The organism is Leclercia sp. 119287 (assembly GCF_009734485.1).
GTDB classification, from domain to species: Bacteria; Pseudomonadota; Gammaproteobacteria; order Enterobacterales; family Enterobacteriaceae; genus Enterobacter; species Enterobacter adecarboxylatus_C.
This window is the reverse complement of sequence record NZ_CP046445.1, coordinates 263,896-279,211: the sequence shown is the minus strand read 5'-3', so window position 1 is coordinate 279,211 and position 15,316 is coordinate 263,896. Positions and strand designations below refer to the sequence as shown.

Here is a 15,316-nt window from a genome sequence, read left to right as displayed (position 1 = left end):
CGGGTGGCGCTACGCTTAACCGGCCTACAGAACCGTAGGCCCGTGCAAGCGCAGCGCCGCCGGGCAAAACTCAGAACATCAACCAGCCCACCAGCGGGGCCACCAGCACCATCACCACCCCGGAGAGCATCATCACCAGGCTGGCGACCACGCCCTCCTGCTGGCCCAGCTCATAGGAGCGGGCGGTGCCGGCACCGTGGGAGGCCGCGCCAAACCCGGCTCCTTTCGCCATCCCTTCGCGGATCGAGAGCCGCAAAAACAGCATATCCCCCACCGCCATGCCAAACACCCCGGTGACCACTACGAACAGCGCCACCAGATCCGGCTGCCCGCCGAGCGGTTTTGCCGCGGCCAGGGCAAAAGGCGTGGTGACGGAGCGCACCGCGAGGCTGCGCTGGATCTCATCCGACAGGGTAAACAGCCGCGCCAGCCAGACCGAGCTGGTGACGGCTACCACCGTGGCGGTGATCACCCCGGCGGAGAGCGACATCCAGTGGCGTTTGATCACCGCGAGGTTGTCGTACACTGGCACCGCAAAGGCGATGGTCGCCGGGCCGAGCAGCCACAGCAGCCAGTGCGCTTCACCGATATAGTTCTGCCAGGAGATATGGCCCCACACCAGCATCATCACCAGCAGAATCGGGGTGAAGACCAGCGGCATCAGGGGCAGTTTACGAAAACGGCGGTAGAGACGTTTGTTGGCAAAATAGATAACCAGCGTCACCACCAGGCAGAGGACGCTGACCTGAAAGTTAGTCATGTTTCTGCCTGCTGATTTCATAGCGATAGACTTTATCCACCACCCACGCGGTGGCACCCAGCACCATTAGCGTGCTCAGGGCGATCACCACAAAGATACGCCAGCCGTCCACCATCAGCAGCTGGACGTAATTGACCACCGCCACCACCGCCGGCACAAAAAAGAGCAGCATTTCCGCCAGCAGCCAGCGCGAGCCCGCCCGCACCCAGTTCAGGGGAATAACGCGACAGAGGATCAGGCTGAACATCAGCACCATGCCGACCAGATTGGCCGGCAGGGGCAGATGCAGCCAGCCAACAAGGTATTCAGCGAAGACAAAAAGACCCGCATAAAGCAGTACCTGAACCGGTACCTGGAGTCGTTGCACGACGGCAGGCGTAACGCGACCTAACGCCACGGTCATGGGGATTTCCTAAAAATGAGAGGGAGCGCCAGTATAGTCAGCGCCCGTAATTGACTGAAATGAATTAAAATCATCAAAGGTATAGTTTCGAGGAATAGTCATGGACATACGCACGCTGCGTTACTTTGTCGAAGTGGTACGCCAGCAGAGTTTCACCCGCGCCGCGGAGAAGCTTTTTGTCACCCAACCCACCATCAGCAAAATGCTGAAAAACCTCGAAGATGAACTGAACTGTACTCTGCTGATCCGCGACGGACGCAAGCTGCTGTTAACCGACACCGGCCGGGTGGTGTTTGAGCGCGGGCTGGCGATCCTCGCGGAGTTTCGCCAGCTGGAGGCCGAGCTGGGCGACATCAACCACCTCAACAAGGGGATACTGCGCCTCGGTATTCCCCCGATGGTGGGGATGATGATGGCCGGGCCCATCGGCCTGTTTCGCCAGCGCTATCCCGGCGTGGAGCTGAAAATTTCTGAATTTGGTGGTTTAACCGTCCAGCAGGCGGTAATCAACGGCGAGCTGGATCTGGCGATGACCGCCCTGCCGGTAGAGGAAGACAGCGGCCTGACGGCCCTGCCGCTGTTCAGCCATCCGCTGTGCGTTCTGGTGCCGCGCTCCGGCAGCTGGCTGACGCTTAAGGCTATTAATCCGGCGCTGCTGGCCGAGCACCCGTTACTGATCTACAACGAAGATTTTGCCCTCAGCCGCCAGCTGATGCAGCTCTTCAGCCAGCACGGCGTTAAGCCGCGCATTGCGGTGCGCAGCGGGCAGTGGGACTTTCTGGCGGCGATGGTGCAGGCGGGGGTGGGAATTGCGATACTGCCGCAGCCCATCTGCGAGCGGCTGGATAAAAACACCCTGCGCTGGATCCCGCTGCAGAGCGATCTGCACTGGCAGCTGGGGATGATCTGGCGGGAAGGGGTGTATTTGTCGAACAGCGCCCAGGCGTGGCTGAAATGCTGTGAAGGATTTTGGACTTCGGTGGAATAACGCCGGGTGGCGGCTTCGCCTTACCCGGCCCAGAGTTTAACAGGCCCGGTAAGCGTAGCGCCACCGGGCAATCAACGGCTACTGCTTCTCAATCAACAACGCTTCCATCAAATCGAGATCGTGCAGCAGCTTTTGCAGCGTCTCGTTGCTGATCTCCCGGGTGGCGCGCAGGTGATACAGCTCCGCGCGTTCAGAACGCAGCGCGGCAAGGCGGAAGCGGCGCTCGAGGTTCTCTTCCATCAGCGAGCTTTCCACGTCGTTGCGGCCATCCGCACGGCGGCGCAGGTTACCAATTACTCGCGAACTCACCTCTTTCAGCAGTTGGTTATCGATGTTCTCTTCGGTATCCGCGGCCAGACGTTCCTCCATCTTCTGGATGGCGACAATGGCTACCTCCGCCGTTGCCGCCCGTGCGATACGCGCCTCTTTATGCTGCTGAACGTGATCGCCCACCTCCATGTGTTGCAGCAGGATCGGCAGCATCACCACGCCAACAAACAGTGAGAACAGAATCACCCCTGCGGCGAGGAACACCAGCTCGTAGCGGGCCGGGAAGACGTCGCCGGTCGGCAGCAGCAGCGGAATGGAGAGTACACCGGCAAGGGTAATGGCCCCACGCACCCCGGCGAAGGTGGAAATCAGCAGCTCACGGGTGGTCCAGGAGCCAAACTCCATCGGTTTCTTTTTCAGGAAACGCATGCTGAAGTTTTTCATCGTCCACAGCCAGCCAAAACGCACCAGCATCAGCGCGGCGTAAATCAGCACGATGTCGGTAAACAGCATCCAGGTTTCGACATTCGGATCGGCCTCGGCCGCCACCAGCGAGGACTCAAGGATGCCCGGCAGCTGGAGGCCCAACAGCAGGAACACCATGCCGTTAAAGACAAACTCCAGCATCGACCAGGTGCTGTTGGCGCGCAGGCGCATCGCCAGCGGCGCGCGGCGCATAACCCCGGCGCGGGTGATGGTCATCCCGGCCGCTACCGCCGCCAGAATGCCCGATACGCCGATGTGTTCCGCAATCAGGTAAGAGGCGAACGGCAGCAGGAACAGCAGCACGATCTGCGTGGCGGGCTCGTCGCCGCCCCAGCGGCTGAGGAAGCGCAGCGAGCGACCGTACAGCCAGCTCACCACAAACCCCGCCAGAATGCCGCCAATGGCCACTTTAAAGAATTCAACGGACGCCCCGCCGATGGTGAAGACCATGGTGCCCATCGCCACGGCGACGGCAAACTTCAGCGCCACCAGGCCGGAGGCGTCGTTCATCAGCGCCTCGCCCTGCAGGATGCCCATGATTTTCTTCGGAATGCGTCCTTCGCCAACAATTCCGGACAGCGCCACGGCATCGGTGGGCGACAGTACCGCCGCCAGCGCAAAGGCCGGTATCAGCGGGATCCCCGGCACCACCCAGTAGATGAGAAAACCAATCCCCACCACGGTGACCACCACCAGCGCCAGCGCCAGACCGAAGATCTCGCGCCCATGCTCGAGAAACTCACGGGTTGGGGTTTTCCAGCCGTCGGCAAACAGCAGGGGCGGAATAAACAGCACCAGAAACAGTTCGGGATCAAACTCGACATGCAATCCGAACGTCGGCCACGCCAGCAGAGCACCGATGGCGATCTGCATCAGCGGCAGCGGTAACTGGAAGGGCAGTACGCGGGTAACTACCCCGGAGAGGGAGACCAAAAGGGTCATGATGAGTATTGTGAAAAAGATTTCCATGCGTTCCCTGTTTGCGAGATTTCTGTACGTTTACATCACTGGCATCTTGCCACAGTGTATCTCCCCCAGAGTAACGCATAAGGCAACAAGATGTGTTCCGAAAATAAAAACGGGCGGCCTGAGCCACCCGTCTTTTTACGCAGTTGACGGCTTAGATAGCCCAGCCGCCCGCGTAGAAGGCCACCAGCGCCACGGCAATCACCACCGTACCGATGTTCAGCTTACGCCATTCGCCGGAGACGATGCGGCCGATCACCAGCGATGCGAAACCGATCATGATGCCGGTCACGATGTTACAGGTCAGCACGATGAACACCGCGGTGATCAGACCGGCCATCGCGTCAACGAAGTCGGCAAAATCAATTTTCGCCACGTTGCTCAGCATCAGCAGACCAACGTACATCAGCGCAGGCGCGGTCGCATACGCCGGAACCAGATACGACAGCGGAGCGAGGAACAGGATCAGCAGGAACAGCACGCCGATGGTAATCGCCGTCAGACCGGTTTTACCACCTGCCGCCGTACCCGCCGCAGATTCGATATACACCGCCGCCGGGGCTGCACCCACCAGACCGGAGAAGACGCTGCTCAGGGAGTCGGTGGTCAGCGCTTTGCCGCCATCGATAATCTGACCGTCTTTATCCAGCAGGTTCGCCTGGCCCGCCACCGCGCGGATGGTGCCGGTGGCGTCGAAGACCGCAGTCATCACCAGCGCCAGCACGCTTGGCAGCACAACCGGGTTCAGCGCGCCCATGATATCCAGACTGCCGATCAGGGAGTTGCCGTTTTCATCGCTCAGGGATGGCATGGCGAACACGCCGGAGAAGTGCACCGCGGGATCGAAAATCAGACCCACAACAGAGACGCCAATGATGGTCAGCAGAATGCCGCCCGGCACTTTCAGTTTTTCCAGACCGATGATCACCGCCAGGCCAATCAGGGACATGATCACCGGGAAGCTGGCGAAATTACCCAGCGCAACCGGCAGACCGTCCAGCGGATTCTTGATCACAAGGCCAACGCCGTTGGCGGCAATCAGCAGGAGGAACAGGCCGATACCAATCCCGGTGCCGTGCGCAACGCCCTGCGGCAGGTTGCGGAGGATCCAGCTACGGATGCCGGTAGCGGAGATGATGGTAAACAGCACACCCATCAGGAACACGGCGCCCAGCGCAACCGGGACGCTGATCTGCTGGCCCAGCACCAGGCTGAATGCGGTAAAGGCAGTCAGGGAGATGGCGCAACCGATCGCCAGCGGCAGGTTGGCCCACAGCCCCATCACGATGGAGCCGACACCGGCCACCAGACAGGTGGCGACAAAGACCGCCGCCGGTGGGAAACCGGCTTTGCCCAGCATACCCGGCACCACGATCACGGAATAGACCATGGCCAGGAAGGTCGTCAGACCGGCAACGATCTCCTGACGCACGGTGCTGCCGCGAGCAGAAATTTTGAACATGGCGTCGAGTGAACCGCCGGTACGCGCAGATGGCGTAGACATAGAAAACATCCCCTGAAAATGATAATCGTCGTCGGTCAGCGTGATGGACACTCCACGACCAGCGAAACGTCATATCCCTGTGCTGCGTTTATGACAAAAAGGGGCGTCATAAAAAAAGCAAACGTTTAGCTTCGCGCTGACAAAACGGGTGTTGAATTAAAGGCAAACGATTATCCGTCCTGAAGATGGGCGTTTTCAACTTAACTTTGCCGTTTTTCGCTAATTTCCCTGCGCAGTGGTGAAGAAGTAGACAGAGTATGCGCAAACGTTATCGTGAATGCGCAATTTGATAACATTTTCAGGACTCGCCAGGGATTTCGAACGGACCGCCCTGCTGGATCGCACGCTGCCAGGCGGGACGCATTTCGACATTTTTCTTCCACGTCTGCAGGTGAGGGAGATCCTTGATACCGCCACGTTCCAGCAGGGCAAATACCGGAAAGCTCATTTGGACATCCGCCATGCTGAGGCGATCCCCGGCAAACCAGCGGTGATCCTTAAGCCAGGATTCCAGAAAACGGGCGTGGGTTTCCAGCTGGCGGTTGAGATACGCTTTCTGCACCCCCTGCCCCAGCACTTTGCCCAGCGAGCGCAGGCCAAACGGGATCGGCGGTTTACCGAGGCTGGAGAAGACCAGCTTCATCAGCAGCAGCGGCATCAGGGAGCCTTCCGCGTAGTGCAGCCAGAATCGGTAGTGCAGTTTCAGCTCGCGATCCTGCGGCTTAAGCTGCGACCCGGGATCGTAGGTCTCCTGCAGGTATTCAAGAATAGCGCCCGACTCCGCCAGGATCAGACCGTTATCTTCCAGCACCGGAGATTTACCCAGCGGGTGGACTTTGCGCAACGCGGCGGGTGCCATCATGGTTTTATCGCGCTCATAGCGCTCAATCTGATAGGGCAGCGAGAGCTCTTCCAGCGCCCAGAGCACGCGCTGGGATCGGGACTGGTTGAGGTGGTGGACCTTAATCATGGTCATCTCCAGTTGGGCTTATCCACTAACTATAGAAAATTGCACAACCTGGCGAAAAAATTTCGCCGAGTTTTTGCTCAGTGACGCTGGCAAACCCGGGCCCCCGGCCTAGACTTAAATTGTCAGCACAAACCGGAACCTCCAAAGCATGCTCGACTGAGGGGTGTTGATGTCGGGGGAAACCCTCCTGTGAACCAGCGGGATAGAGAGAAAGACAAAGACCGGGAATAAACTAAAGCGCCCTGTTGTGGCGCTTTAGTTTTTTATGCGTCGGGCTAATCCTCTTCCAACAGCCGCGCGCCGGTGCCCTGCTCGCCCAGCTTATCGCCAGGGTTACGCAGCGGACAGTCGCTGCGCGACAGGCATCCGCAGCCAATGCAGCCGTCAAGCTCATCGCGCAGCGCTTCCAGGGTGTGGATGCGCCGATCCAGTTCGTCGCGCCACTGGGAGGAGAGCGCTTTCCACTCTTTCGCACTCAGGGTATGCCCCTCCGGCAGGATACCGAACGCCTCGCCAATGGTGGCCAGCGGGATGCCGATACGTTGGGCAATCTTAATGATCGCCACGTAGCGCAGCACGTCGCGGGTATAACGGCGCTGGTTGCCGGTGTTGCGGATGCTCTTAATTAACCCTTTGCTTTCATAGAAATGCAGCGCTGACACCGCCACGCCGCTGCGCCTGGCCACCTCGCCCGGGGTGAGCAGCGGTTTTATCCGCGGTAATTTCTTTTCCATAAAACCTCTTTACCTCAAGTTAACTTGAGGAATTATACTCGCCCGCAGACAAAACGACGAATTAACCGATACAGGTGTAACCAGAAAGAGGCTGCTCTATGTCGCATCAACAAATTATTCAGACACTTATTGAATGGATGGATGACCATATCGATCAACCCTTGAGTATCGATGTGGTGGCTAAAAAGTCGGGTTATTCGAAGTGGTACTTACAGAGGATGTTCCGCGCCGTTATGCACCAGACGCTCGGCGAGTACATTCGTCAACGCAGATTATTGCTGGCCGCCCAGGCGTTACGCACCACCCAGCGCCCTATTTTTGATATCGCCATGGATCTGGGTTATGTCTCCCAGCAGACGTTTTCCCGCGTATTCCGCCGCGAGTTTGATCGGACCCCCAGCGACTATCGTCATCAGCTGAATTAATGGCTGTGGGCGAGTGTTGCCGCGACAGGCTGTTGCTGCCAGGTCATGAAATCCTGCGGCGACATTGCCTTTGCAAAGTGCCAGCCCTGACAATACTGCACGCCGCGCTTGTTTAACCACGTGACCTGTTCCGCCGTTTCCACCCCTTCCGCGATGGTTTTTAAGCGCAGGCTTTGGGCCATTTCGATAATGTGCTCGACGATCAGATGGCTGGTGCTGTTGGTGGTCAGCGTATCAATAAAAGATTTATCGATTTTCAGGATATCCACGTTCAGCGAGTAGAGGTTGTGCAGGTTGGAATAGCCGGTACCAAAATCATCGATCGCCACTTCATATCCTGCCTGTCGAAACGCCTGAATCACCGGCGTCGTTTTCGGCACGTCGATAAACCCGCGCTCGGTCACTTCGATTTTGATTTGCTGGGCCCGGACGTTGTAGTGGCGGGCTTTATCGGAGATCATGGCAATCAGGCGTGAAGAGTGAAAGTCCGTGGCCGACAGGTTAATGGAGATATAGATATGTGGGTTGCAGGCCAGGAAAGGACCCAGATCGCTGAAGACTTCTTCCACCACGTAGTCGGTAATGCGCTCGCTCATGCCCTCTTTTTCTGCCAGCGGGATAAACTCTACCGGGCTCATCACCGGACCGTTAAACCCAGGCCATCGCAACAGTGCCTCTGCCCCGACACAAAGGTTGGTTTTAATATCGATAATCGGCTGGTAGTGCAGACAAAGCTGTCTTTTATTTAATGCCCGATGCAATAAGCGACCCGGGGAGTTAAATTCGCGTCGTGTTCTCGACCACATCAGTAAAATAATAATGCTGCTGATCATCCCCAGCGGCAGGGTTAATGTCGCCTGATGATAGAGCACTTCATAAAAGCGCTGGTTAGTCGTTGAAACAATAGCGGCAATCGGGCGCTTGTCCGAGCGAACAATAGTATAAAAGCGGCCTTCATTCTGGAACGCCAGATCGTTATCGCTAATCAGCGTTTTTAATTCATTCTGATTGGCCTGTTCGCTGACGGAGAAAAAGGCATTGGTTATCGTATCAAATACGCCCCATGCCAGAGAACGATCCGAAGACATCACTTCGCTATAGGTCAGCGGATTAACCACCACCACATAATGACCTAATTGCATATAAGTCATCTTATATCCCGCATAAAATGGGGTGTCGCGGTAATAATAGATAGAGACGTCAGGCTGGCGTTGGTAATTGGCGGCGGAAATAATATAGGGATTATCGGGGGTGCTCGTCGTTGAGCAGAGGAATTCACGCCCTTCAGCATAGAGCAGGTCGGCAATGTAAAGCCGGCCCCGGACGATATTTAACATATTTTGCCGATGTGCCGGCGTGCAAATATCACCCGAATACTGTTCAGCCGCCTGCCGGGCCAGATCCACCTGCTGAATGACCAGTTCAGTTTTGTCTAAAGCGAGTTGGGCAAAGGATCGAAGCTGACTACTTGTTTCGTTGACCGCGCGTTGCTGGGCAAACCATAACGCAAGCATCACAGGTAGCAAAACTACCATGATAACCCCGACTATCCTCAGCACCTTGTCCCGTGCGCTACGATTCATTTCCGCCCTATATCCCTGCTTTTTATGTGCCTGTAATCATGAAGGCCGGATGCTTTGCTAAACAGGTGATTACGTTGCATGAATCATGCGAAGTTAGCAACTGACTTTTAACACCAATAACCTAATATTTGGTTATGCCGATAATATTTGTCCGTAAGCCAAACTGAAAGTATTCGTTTCCTGTTTATTAAGTAAAATAATTACCGGTGGCGAAAGCCAGGCTCCCGGATAACTCAACAGAATGTCGTCGATTAAGTCAAACTACCGACAGCGTCAAAAAAGCGCAACTTCATCATGAAATTTTGTGCTATTTATCCCATGATAATGATTAAAGTGATTTATAAATAATCAACCGCGACGATTGTTTTTCCTCTTCCCGCGCGTTTGGCATCATAAAGTGCCTTATCTGCGCTAATGAGTAGCGAGGAGGTATCGTGCTGTTCACCGCTTACCTCCACCACCCCCGCGCTAAAGGAGAGGATCAGCGTCCGGCTGCCAACGTTAAGCGGCGTCACGGACAGCGCCTTGCGAAGCCGGGTGGAGAGCTGCACCGCCGCGTCGCTGCGGCTCTTCGGCATCAGCAGTAAAAACTCCTCTCCACCGACCCGGCCCAGCGCCGAACCGGGCGGGATCAGCGCCCGCAGGCAGTCGCAGAAGTGCACCAGCGCGGCATCCCCCACCAGGTGGCCCCACTGGTCATTAATCTGTTTAAAGAAATCCAGGTCAAACATCAGGACCGAGAAATGGCTGTCGACCTCCTGCCGCCGGCTGGCCTCCAGGGCAGCGGCAATCCGCTGCAGGATGGCAAAGCGATTTAAACAGCGCGTCAGATCGTCGGTCATGGCCTTCATCTCCAGCTGTCGCTCCGCTTTTTTACGGGCGGTGATATCGAGCCCGATATTGAGGATCGAGCCGTCCGGCAGGGCGATATTCGACCACAGGACCGTCAGCTGCGTACCGTCCCGGCGTACCGGGTGCCATTCATACATATCGTTCAACGGGGTGCTGTTCACCGACTCGTGCACCCGGCGTCGCATCTCCGGGTCAGGATAAAACAGCGCCAGCGGCTCGGCATGGGCGTTAATCTCCGCCATCGACCAGCCAAACACCTTTTCGCATTCGGCATTCCACAATACGCAGCGGCTATGCCTGTCGAAAGAGTTCATCAGCACCGGCGCCCGTTCAAACAGCGTTTTGTACTGGGCGATCATCCGCTGCATCTCTTTTGCCGTGCGTTCACGCGCGACAAGCCCGGTGACAAAATCCTTTAGCTTTTCTACCAGGATAATCACCACCTCTTTCAGCACGGTGATAGTGCTTTGCGGTTGCGTAAACCCCAGGAAGAAGTAACCGTGCTGATGCGGGGCCATTTGACACAGCACCCCGCACTGTAACTGGCGATGTCCCGGATGCCCTGGAGGAAATATCAACGCACCCATATTCTCTTTCCAGCCGATGACCTGCCACGGACGGCGATGGCGTTGCAATAACAGGCTGGCAAGAAATGCATTAATTTCCAGCGGATGGCAGGTTAATTCCCCGGCACTGACAAACTGCGGCTGGCCCGTATCATCCTGCATCATCACCCAGCTAAGCTGGGCACCAAAGGTATGATTAATCGTCTCCAGCAGATCCGTTAAGGTGGCGTGGGACGATAATTTTGGCATTAATTTAGCTAATGCGTGCAGGGCTCGGGTACTGTCTTTAATATTCTCTCGATTTACTTGCGTCATTGTTTATTCGCAGCTCATTAACGAGACAGAAATACCGCAACGAATTAATCAGGAATAAAGTGATATTCAGTCAGCATACATTAATGCGACTCTCTTACTGGGATGCGTGTGTAAAAATAAAAGGACAAAGAATAATAAACAACAAAAAGCACAAGCCTGATTTATTTATTACGAACAGAGTAAGCAACGGAAAGAAGCATAATCTATAGCCCTGAGGCTGTAAATATTGTACATCAGCTGCCGCGCTGTACATGTTTTCTTATCCCGATGAATTATCAGTAAAGTTGTCATAAATACACCGGTTAGCAGGCTAAATATATATTTTCGATCGCAATAACCACGTTAATAGAAAGGTTATAAAAAGCCATTTTTATGCATTTGCCCAGTGGCGAATAAAAGAACAAACGTGATATAGTTCACATATCTTATGTAACAAGAAACATCGTTTCATTGTTGTGAGTCTGAGCCTGCCGATAGCCAGTTTGCCACAGCGTGTGGGCAACGTCGCGCTTTACCCGGCGGCGGTTATCTTTGAGGATCGTTTTATGGCAGCTATTACCGCCGGTGTTGTGTTTGCACGCTGGGAGTTGTTGAGCGCAGTGCTGATGTTTCTGGCCAGCACGCTGAACATTCAATTTCGTAAATCGGATTACACCGCGCTGGCGGTGATCAGCACCTGTCTGGGTCTGGCGGCGGCATGCTGGTTCGCGACCGGCCTGCTGGGCATCACCCTGCTGGATGTGGCCGTTATCTGGAACAACGTTAAAGCGGTAATGGTCGAGGCGATGAGCCATACGCCACCAGACTGGCCAATGATGTACACCTAGTAGATATAAAAAAACCCAGACATCGTCTGGGTTTTTTGTTGTTACGAAAGGCAGGTTCTGATTATCAGAACGGGATATCGTCGTCGAAATCCATTGGCGGTTCGTTGGACTGTGCCGGTGCAGACGGCTGCTGCTGCGGACGGGACTGTGCGCCGCCGCTGAACTGGTTGCCGCCCTGCGGCTGCTGAGGCTGACCCCAACCGCCCTGCTGCTGCTGGCCGCCACCTGCTGGTGCGCCACCGCCCTGACGGCCACCCAGCATCTGCATGGTGCCGCCAACGTTGACCACCACTTCGGTGGTGTATTTTTCTGCGCCGGACTGATCGGTCCATTTGCGGGTACGCAGCTGGCCTTCGATATAGACCTGGGAGCCTTTACGCAGATATTCACCGGCCACTTCGGCCAGTTTGCCAAACAGCACAACGCGGTGCCATTCGGTCTGCTCTTTCATCTCACCGGTCGCTTTATCACGCCAGGATTCGGAAGTAGCCAGCGTAATGTTGGCCACTGCACCACCACTCGGCATATAGCGTACTTCCGGGTCCTGGCCCAGATTACCGACGAGAATCACCTTGTTTACGCCTCTGCTGGCCATGATCGTGTCTCCTGAAAACTTGTCTGAATAGTGTAAGCGCGCGAGTGTACCATTTCCACGTGGTCTTCCGATAGTTGGGAAGCATCTTCCAGACTTCTCACGAAGGATACATTGTTGCACAAGTAATCAGAATTTGCATTCCAATACTGTATATCCAGCCAGGTCAATTTGTGTCATAATTAATCGTTTCTGCCGGTTGTCCTTCAAACAAACCAGGCATTCCGTGTATCTACCTACCGGGAAAGGTGAATGGATAAGATAGAAGTTCGGGGCGCCCGCACCCACAATCTCAAGAATATCAACCTCGTCATCCCTCGCGACAAACTGATCGTCGTGACCGGGCTTTCAGGCTCAGGCAAATCCTCACTGGCTTTCGACACCCTGTATGCCGAAGGGCAGCGTCGTTACGTTGAATCGCTCTCTGCATATGCGCGCCAGTTCCTGTCGCTGATGGAAAAACCGGACGTCGACCATATCGAAGGGTTGTCGCCGGCCATCTCCATTGAGCAGAAGTCGACTTCTCACAACCCGCGCTCCACCGTCGGGACCATCACCGAAATCCATGATTACCTGCGTCTGCTGTATGCCCGCGTGGGCGAGCCGCGCTGCCCGGACCACGATGTCCCGCTGGCGGCCCAGACCGTCAGCCAGATGGTGGATAACGTGCTGGCGCAGCCGGAAGGCAAACGCCTGATGCTGCTGGCGCCAATCATTAAAGAGCGCAAAGGCGAGCACACCAAAACGCTGGAAAACCTGGCCAGCCAGGGTTATATCCGCGCCCGTATCGACGGGGAAGTGTGCGATCTCTCCGATCCGCCGAAGCTGGAGCTGCAAAAGAAACACACCATCGAGGTCGTGATCGACCGCTTTAAGGTGCGTGATGACCTGACCCAGCGCCTGGCGGAGTCGTTCGAAACCGCGCTGGATCTCTCCGGCGGTACGGCCGTGGTGGCCGATATGGACGACCCGCAAGCGGAAGAGCTGCTCTTCTCTGCCAACTTCGCCTGCCCGGTGTGCGGCTACAGCATGCGCGAGCTGGAACCGCGCCTGTTCTCGTTCAACAACCCGGCTGGCGCCTGCCCAACCTGTGATGGCCTGGGCGTGCAGCAGTATTTCGATCCTGACCGGGTGATCCAGAACCCGGAACTGTCGCTGGCTGGCGGCGCGATCCGCGGCTGGGATAAGCGTAACTTCTACTACTTCCAGATGCTGAAGTCGCTGGCTGAACACTATAAATTCGACGTCGAAGCGCCGTGGGGCAGCCTGAGCCCAACCGTGCACAAAGTGATCCTGTTCGGTTCCGCTAAAGAGAACATCGAGTTTAAATACATGAACGATCGCGGCGATACCTCGGTGCGCCGTCATCCGTTTGAAGGCGTGCTGCACAACATGGAACGCCGTTACAAAGAGACGGAATCCAGCGCGGTACGTGAAGAGCTGGCGAAGTTCATCAGCAACCGCTCCTGCGCCACCTGTGACGGTACCCGTCTGCGCCGCGAAGCGCGCCACGTGTATGTTGAGAACACGCCGCTGCCGACCATCTCAGACATGAGCATCGGCCATGCGATGGACTTCTTCAACAACCTGAAGCTCTCCGGTCAGCGGGCGCAAATCGCTGAGAAAGTGCTGAAAGAGATCGGCGATCGCCTCAAGTTCCTGGTCAACGTCGGTCTGAACTACCTCACTCTTTCCCGCTCGGCAGAGACCTTGTCCGGCGGTGAAGCCCAGCGTATCCGTCTGGCGAGCCAGATCGGCGCGGGCCTGGTGGGGGTGATGTACGTGCTGGATGAGCCGTCCATCGGCCTGCACCAGCGCGACAACGAACGTCTGCTCGGGACGCTGATCCATCTGCGTAACCTCGGCAACACTGTGATTGTGGTTGAGCACGATGAAGACGCGATCCGCGCGGCCGACCACGTGATCGACATCGGCCCCGGGGCCGGCGTCCACGGCGGCCAGGTGGTAGCGGAAGGTCCACTGGACGCCATTATGGCGGTACCAGAATCCCTGACCGGCCAGTACATGAGCGGCAAGCGCAAGATTGAAGTGCCGAAACAGCGCGTACCCGCCAACCCCGAAAAAGTGCTGAAGCTCACCGGGGCGCGCGGTAACAACCTGAAAGACGTGACCCTGACCCTGCCGGTCGGCCTGTTCACCTGTATCACGGGTGTCTCGGGTTCCGGTAAATCAACGCTGATTAACGACACCCTGTTCCCGATTGCTCAGACCCAGCTGAACGGGGCAACCCTGGCTGAACCGGCGCCGTATCGCGAGATCCACGGCCTGGAGCACTTCGACAAGGTGATCGATATCGACCAGAGCCCGATCGGTCGTACGCCACGCTCGAACCCGGCCACCTATACCGGCGTGTTTACGCCGGTACGTGAACTCTTTGCCGGCGTGCCGGAATCGCGTTCGCGCGGCTATACGCCTGGACGTTTCAGCTTTAACGTCCGCGGTGGCCGCTGTGAAGCCTGTCAGGGCGATGGGGTGATCAAGGTCGAAATGCACTTCCTGCCGGATATCTACGTGCCGTGCGACCAGTGCAAAGGCAAACGCTATAACCGCGAAACGCTGGAGATTAAGTACAAAGGCAAGACCATCCACGAAGTGCTGGATATGACCATCGAAGAGGCCCGTGAGTTCTTTGATGCCGTTCCGGCGCTGGCGCGTAAGCTCCAGACCCTGATGGATGTCGGTCTGACCTACATTCGTCTGGGCCAGTCGGCAACCACCCTGTCGGGCGGCGAGGCGCAGCGCGTGAAGCTGGCGCGTGAGCTCTCCAAACGCGGCACCGGGCAGACGCTGTACATTCTGGATGAGCCGACCACCGGTCTGCACTTTGCCGATATCCAGCAGTTACTCGACGTGCTGCACCAGCTGCGCGATCAGGGCAACACTATCGTGGTGATTGAGCACAACCTGGACGTGATTAAAACCGCGGACTGGATTGTCGATCTCGGTCCGGAAGGCGGCAGCGGCGGCGGCGAAATCCTGGTTTCCGGCACCCCGGAAACCGTCGCGGAGTGCGAAGCCTCGCACACGGCCCGCTTCCTTAAACCACTTCTGTAG

General features: G+C 56.6%; 13 protein-coding genes. 4 read left to right on the top strand and 9 right to left on the bottom strand.

The features are described 5' to 3' along the window. Positions 1 to 70 precede the first annotated feature (70 nt). Together GNG27_RS01295 and GNG27_RS01290 are read right to left on the bottom strand one after the other, a co-directional pair. Positions 71 to 760, bottom strand: coding sequence for an LrgB family protein (locus GNG27_RS01295; protein WP_142487865.1), 690 nt, complete (start codon positions 758 to 760; stop codon positions 71 to 73). After that, complete coding sequence (locus tag GNG27_RS01290) at positions 753 to 1,163, bottom strand: CidA/LrgA family protein (RefSeq protein WP_156262698.1); 411 nt, start codon at positions 1,161 to 1,163, stop codon at positions 753 to 755. Before GNG27_RS01290 ends, GNG27_RS01295 begins: the two co-directional genes overlap by 8 nt. Before the next feature lie 100 nt (positions 1,164 to 1,263). Here GNG27_RS01290 and GNG27_RS01285 point away from each other — a divergent pair, with 100 nt between their 5' ends. Beyond that, complete coding sequence (locus GNG27_RS01285) at positions 1,264 to 2,151, top strand: LysR family transcriptional regulator (RefSeq protein WP_142487863.1); 888 nt, start codon at positions 1,264 to 1,266, stop codon at positions 2,149 to 2,151. A 78-nt stretch (positions 2,152 to 2,229) separates the two neighbouring features. Here GNG27_RS01285 and GNG27_RS01280 read toward each other — a convergent pair whose 3' ends face one another. The 4 genes from GNG27_RS01280 to soxR form a co-directional block, all read right to left on the bottom strand. Further along, positions 2,230 to 3,876 carry a Na+/H+ antiporter gene (locus GNG27_RS01280; RefSeq protein WP_156262697.1) on the bottom strand — a complete coding sequence of 549 codons (1,647 nt, stop codon included), beginning with the start codon at positions 3,874 to 3,876 and terminating at the stop codon, positions 2,230 to 2,232. Between the two features lie 151 nt (positions 3,877 to 4,027). After that, positions 4,028 to 5,377, bottom strand: a complete 1,350-nt coding sequence (gene ghxP, locus GNG27_RS01275) for a guanine/hypoxanthine transporter GhxP (protein WP_156262696.1) — start codon at positions 5,375 to 5,377, stop codon at positions 4,028 to 4,030. A 298-nt stretch (positions 5,378 to 5,675) separates the two neighbouring features. Then, positions 5,676 to 6,347, bottom strand: coding sequence for a glutathione S-transferase family protein (locus GNG27_RS01270; protein ID WP_156262695.1), 672 nt, complete (start codon positions 6,345 to 6,347; stop codon positions 5,676 to 5,678). A 275-nt stretch (positions 6,348 to 6,622) separates the two neighbouring features. Further along, positions 6,623 to 7,081, bottom strand: a complete 459-nt coding sequence (soxR, locus tag GNG27_RS01265; RefSeq protein ID WP_142487859.1) for a redox-sensitive transcriptional activator SoxR — start codon at positions 7,079 to 7,081, stop codon at positions 6,623 to 6,625. A 98-nt stretch (positions 7,082 to 7,179) separates the two neighbouring features. Here soxR and soxS point away from each other — a divergent pair, with 98 nt between their 5' ends. After that, complete coding sequence (gene soxS, locus GNG27_RS01260) at positions 7,180 to 7,506, top strand: superoxide response transcriptional regulator SoxS (protein ID WP_039031951.1); 327 nt, start codon at positions 7,180 to 7,182, stop codon at positions 7,504 to 7,506. Here soxS and GNG27_RS01255 read toward each other — a convergent pair. Together GNG27_RS01255 and GNG27_RS01250 are read right to left on the bottom strand one after the other, a co-directional pair. Beyond that, positions 7,503 to 9,089 (bottom strand): EAL domain-containing protein, encoded by a 1,587-nt coding sequence (locus GNG27_RS01255; protein ID WP_142487858.1) that lies wholly within the window; start codon positions 9,087 to 9,089, stop codon positions 7,503 to 7,505. The genes soxS and GNG27_RS01255 overlap by 4 nt on opposite strands. A gap of 338 nt (positions 9,090 to 9,427) precedes the next feature. Beyond that, entirely contained in the window at positions 9,428 to 10,756 is a 1,329-nt protein-coding gene (locus tag GNG27_RS01250; protein ID WP_231600419.1) for a sensor domain-containing diguanylate cyclase, read from the bottom strand. Positions 10,757 to 11,367: 611 nt separating this feature from the next. Between GNG27_RS01250 and GNG27_RS01245 the strand changes: the two genes are divergently transcribed. Continuing rightward, positions 11,368 to 11,649 (top strand): YjcB family protein, encoded by a 282-nt coding sequence (locus GNG27_RS01245; protein ID WP_156262693.1) that lies wholly within the window; start codon positions 11,368 to 11,370, stop codon positions 11,647 to 11,649. A gap of 64 nt (positions 11,650 to 11,713) precedes the next feature. Here GNG27_RS01245 and ssb1 read toward each other — a convergent pair whose 3' ends face one another. Next, positions 11,714 to 12,244 carry a single-stranded DNA-binding protein SSB1 gene (gene ssb1 / locus GNG27_RS01240; RefSeq protein ID WP_032615999.1) on the bottom strand — a complete coding sequence of 177 codons (531 nt, stop codon included), beginning with the start codon at positions 12,242 to 12,244 and terminating at the stop codon, positions 11,714 to 11,716. A 249-nt stretch (positions 12,245 to 12,493) separates the two neighbouring features. On the opposite strand from ssb1, the gene uvrA reads away from it, so the two are divergent. Continuing rightward, complete coding sequence (gene uvrA / locus GNG27_RS01235; protein ID WP_142487856.1) at positions 12,494 to 15,316, top strand: excinuclease ABC subunit UvrA; 2,823 nt, start codon at positions 12,494 to 12,496, stop codon at positions 15,314 to 15,316.